At 70.1% G+C, this 2,975-nt stretch carries 5 protein-coding genes; 3 read left to right on the top strand and 2 right to left on the bottom strand.

Features of this window, described 5'->3' with window-relative positions:
* The 3 genes from HC022_RS22895 to trpS form a co-directional block, all read left to right on the top strand.
* The coding region (locus tag HC022_RS22895) for a hypothetical protein (protein WP_167453941.1) at positions 1 to 220 on the top strand (220 nt) is incomplete at its 5' end.
* Between the two features lie 83 nt (positions 221 to 303).
* Positions 304 to 1,023, top strand: coding sequence for an orotidine-5'-phosphate decarboxylase (gene pyrF, locus HC022_RS22890; RefSeq protein WP_089955893.1), 720 nt, complete (start codon positions 304 to 306; stop codon positions 1,021 to 1,023).
* Between the two features lie 200 nt (positions 1,024 to 1,223).
* Positions 1,224 to 2,225 carry a tryptophan--tRNA ligase gene (gene trpS / locus HC022_RS22885; protein ID WP_167453940.1) on the top strand — a complete coding sequence of 334 codons (1,002 nt, stop codon included), beginning with the start codon at positions 1,224 to 1,226 and terminating at the stop codon, positions 2,223 to 2,225.
* Positions 2,226 to 2,274: 49 nt separating this feature from the next.
* On the opposite strand, the gene HC022_RS22880 is transcribed toward trpS, so the two are convergent.
* Positions 2,275 to 2,541 carry an NfeD family protein gene (locus HC022_RS22880; RefSeq protein ID WP_167453939.1) on the bottom strand — a complete coding sequence of 89 codons (267 nt, stop codon included), beginning with the start codon at positions 2,539 to 2,541 and terminating at the stop codon, positions 2,275 to 2,277.
* Positions 2,538 to 2,975, bottom strand: a 438-nt coding sequence (locus tag HC022_RS22875; RefSeq protein ID WP_167453938.1) for an SPFH domain-containing protein, incomplete at its 5' end; no start/stop codon positions are given. The genes HC022_RS22875 and HC022_RS22880, both read right to left, overlap by 4 nt.

Below are 2,975 nucleotides of genomic sequence, written 5' to 3'. Positions count from 1 at the left end.
ACCGGGAACGGTCTCGCTCATCGCCGCGAACGGCCGGATCGAGATCGCGCTGCTGGCCCCGCCCCGGGTCTCGCCATGGCGCATCGCCCTGCCCCGGCGCATCCTCGCGCGGGCCATTGACCGGGTGATGCGGATGCCGGAATACCGCACCGGCCAGGAAGAGCTGTCCTTCGACGAAGGCGTGCTGACCGGCCTGCGCATGGGTCATCCGCCAGGCTAGCAGGCGCGCCCGCCCCCGCCGGGCTTGACGGCAGCGCCCCTGCGCCGCATGAGGGGACGATCCCAAGACAGCAGGAGCGCCCGATGACCGACGACCGCCTGATCGTTGCCCTAGACGTGCCGAACGCGCTGGAGGCGCTGAAGCTCACCGACCAGATCGGCGATGCCGTGTCCTTCTACAAGATCGGCCTCGGGATGCTGACCGGCGGCGGTCTGGCGCTCGCCAACGAGCTCAAGCAGGAGCACGGCAAGCGCATCTTCCTCGACATGAAGCTCTTCGACATCGGTCAGACGGTCGAGAACGCGGTACGCGGGCTGGCGCAGTTCGATCTCGACTTCCTCACGGTGCACGGTGACCCGCACGTGGTCCGCGCCGCCAAAGAAGGCGCCGCCGGCAAGGATCTCAAAATCCTCGCGGTGACCATCCTGACCTCGCTCGACCGCGCCGACCTCGATGCCAGCATGATCCAGACGGGCGAGGTGGCGGACCTGGTGGTCGAGCGCGCCGCCCGCGCCTTCGAGGCCGGGGCCGACGGCATCATCGCCTCGCCGAACGAGGCCGCGCGCATCCGCGCCCTGCCCGAAGCCGAGGGCCGGCTCATCGTGACCCCCGGCGTGCGCCCCGCAGGCAGCGCCGACGACGACCAGAAGCGCATTGCGACGCCCGCCAACGCCGTCGCCGCCGGGGCCGACCACATCGTGGTGGGCCGTCCGGTCTGGCGCTCGGAAAGCCCGCGCGACGCGGCGCTCTCGATCCAGCGCGAGCTGGCCTCACCGCAGGCACAGCGCCCGAACCGGGGCTGATCGCCGCTTGCGCGCGGGCCCCGTTCGGTCTACCGAACCCGCATGACCCGCGCGACGACCCATATCCGCTTCTGGTGGCAGCCCTCCTGACAGGGCGGCCAGCGCGATCATGCACGACACAGGGCCGCCGCATCCGGGCGGCCTTTTTCATATCCCCTCCCCCCATGCGGCGTCCCGTTCCCCCACAACGGAGACCCAACATGTCCAGACCCGTCATCCTCACCGGCGACCGCACCACCGGCCCGCTGCACATCGGCCATTACGCCGGTTCCCTGAAGAACCGGCTGGCGTTGCAGGACAGCCACCGGCAGTTCCTGCTGCTTGCCGACACCCAGGCGCTGACCGACAACGCCGACGACATCGGCAAGGTGCGCCGCAACGTGCTTGAGGTGGCCTTCGACTATCTCGCGGTGGGCATCGACCCGGCGAAGACCACGATCTGCCTGCAGTCGCATCTGCCCGCGCTGGCCGAACTGTCGATGCTCTATCTCAACTTCGTCACCGTCGCCCGGCTCGAGCGCAACCCGACCATCAAGGACGAGATCCGCGCCCGCGGCTTCGGGCGCCATATCCCGGCGGGCTTCCTCTGCTACCCCGCCGCGCAGGCCGCCGACATCACCGCCTTCAAGGCCACCGTCGTGCCGGTGGGCGAGGATCAGGCGCCGCTGATCGAGCAGTGCAACGAGATCGTCCGCCGCATCAACGCCAGCGCCGGGCGCGAGGTGCTGCCCGAGGCGCAGGCGCTGATCCCCGAGGCCGGGCGCCTGCCGGGCATCGACGGCAGGGCCAAGATGAGCAAGTCAGGCGGCAACGCCATCGCGCTCTCTGCCGGGCCGGACGAGATTCGCGCCGCCGTGCGCGCCATGTTCACCGACCCCGACCACCTGCGGATCGAGGATCCGGGCAGCGTCGAGGGCAACGTGGTCTTCACCTATCTCGACGCCTTCGACCCGGACCGCGACGAGGTGGCGCGGCTCAAGGACCGCTACAGGCGCGGCGGGCTCGGCGATTCCGTGGTGAAACGCCGGCTCGAAGAAGTCCTGCAGGAACTTCTCGCCCCGATCCGCGCCCGGCGGGCAGACTACGCCGCCGACCCGGGCGAGGTGCTGCGCATCGTCGCCGAGGGCACCGGCGCGGCGCGGGATCTCACCGATGCCACGAAACAGGAGGTGATGGAGGCGCTGGGGCTGTTCCGGCTCTGACCGGCTCCCCGGAACGACGGCCTGCCCCGAGGCGACCCGGGCGGGCCGGTCAGTCCTCGTTGATGTCGCGATCCCAGAGCTTGACCTGCCCCTTGCGGACACCGACGAGCTGGCGCAGCACGATCCACGCCACCAGCGACACCATCGCGAAGACAAGCACCAGCCACGGCCAGGCCACGGCGTAGCCCGCCAGCAGCCAGAGCCCGACCGCCGCCGCGCCCACCGCGAAGCCGAGGAAGATGAACCCCGGCGCCAGCATCTCGAGAACCAGAAGCAGCACCGCCGCCGCCATCCAGACCCACCAGAGGTAGATCATTCGCTGCGCCCCTTCAGCATGCCGAACGCGTTGCGGAACGCGTCGAGCGCATCGGCCGGGACCACGATGGTCTGCTTGCCCTCGCCCTTGCCGAGCGCGGTCAGCGCCTCCACCTGCTTCAGCGCGACCTGATACTGCGCCGCCGACAGGCCGTGATCGGCGATGGCCTTTGCAACCACCTGCGTAGCATAGGCCTCGGCGTCTGCGGCAATGCGGCGGGCCTTGGCAACCTGCTCGGCGGCGTAGAGCTCGGCATCGGCGGCCAGTTCGACCGCGCGCTTCTTGCCCTCGGCCTCGGTGACCTGCGCCCGGCGCGCGCGCTCGGCGTTGAGCTGCTGCAGCATCGCGTCGCGTGTCGCCTGGTCGAGGTTCACGTCGAGGATCTCGGCCCTCGTCACCTCGATACCCCAGTCGTCGACCTGCTCCTCGACATT

The sequence above is a fragment of the Salipiger sp. HF18 genome (assembly GCF_011806505.1).
In the GTDB taxonomy this organism is placed as follows: Bacteria; Pseudomonadota; Alphaproteobacteria; order Rhodobacterales; family Rhodobacteraceae; genus Salipiger; species Salipiger thiooxidans.
Note: the sequence above shows the minus strand (reverse complement) of the source record. Positions and strands in the feature narration are given on the sequence as shown.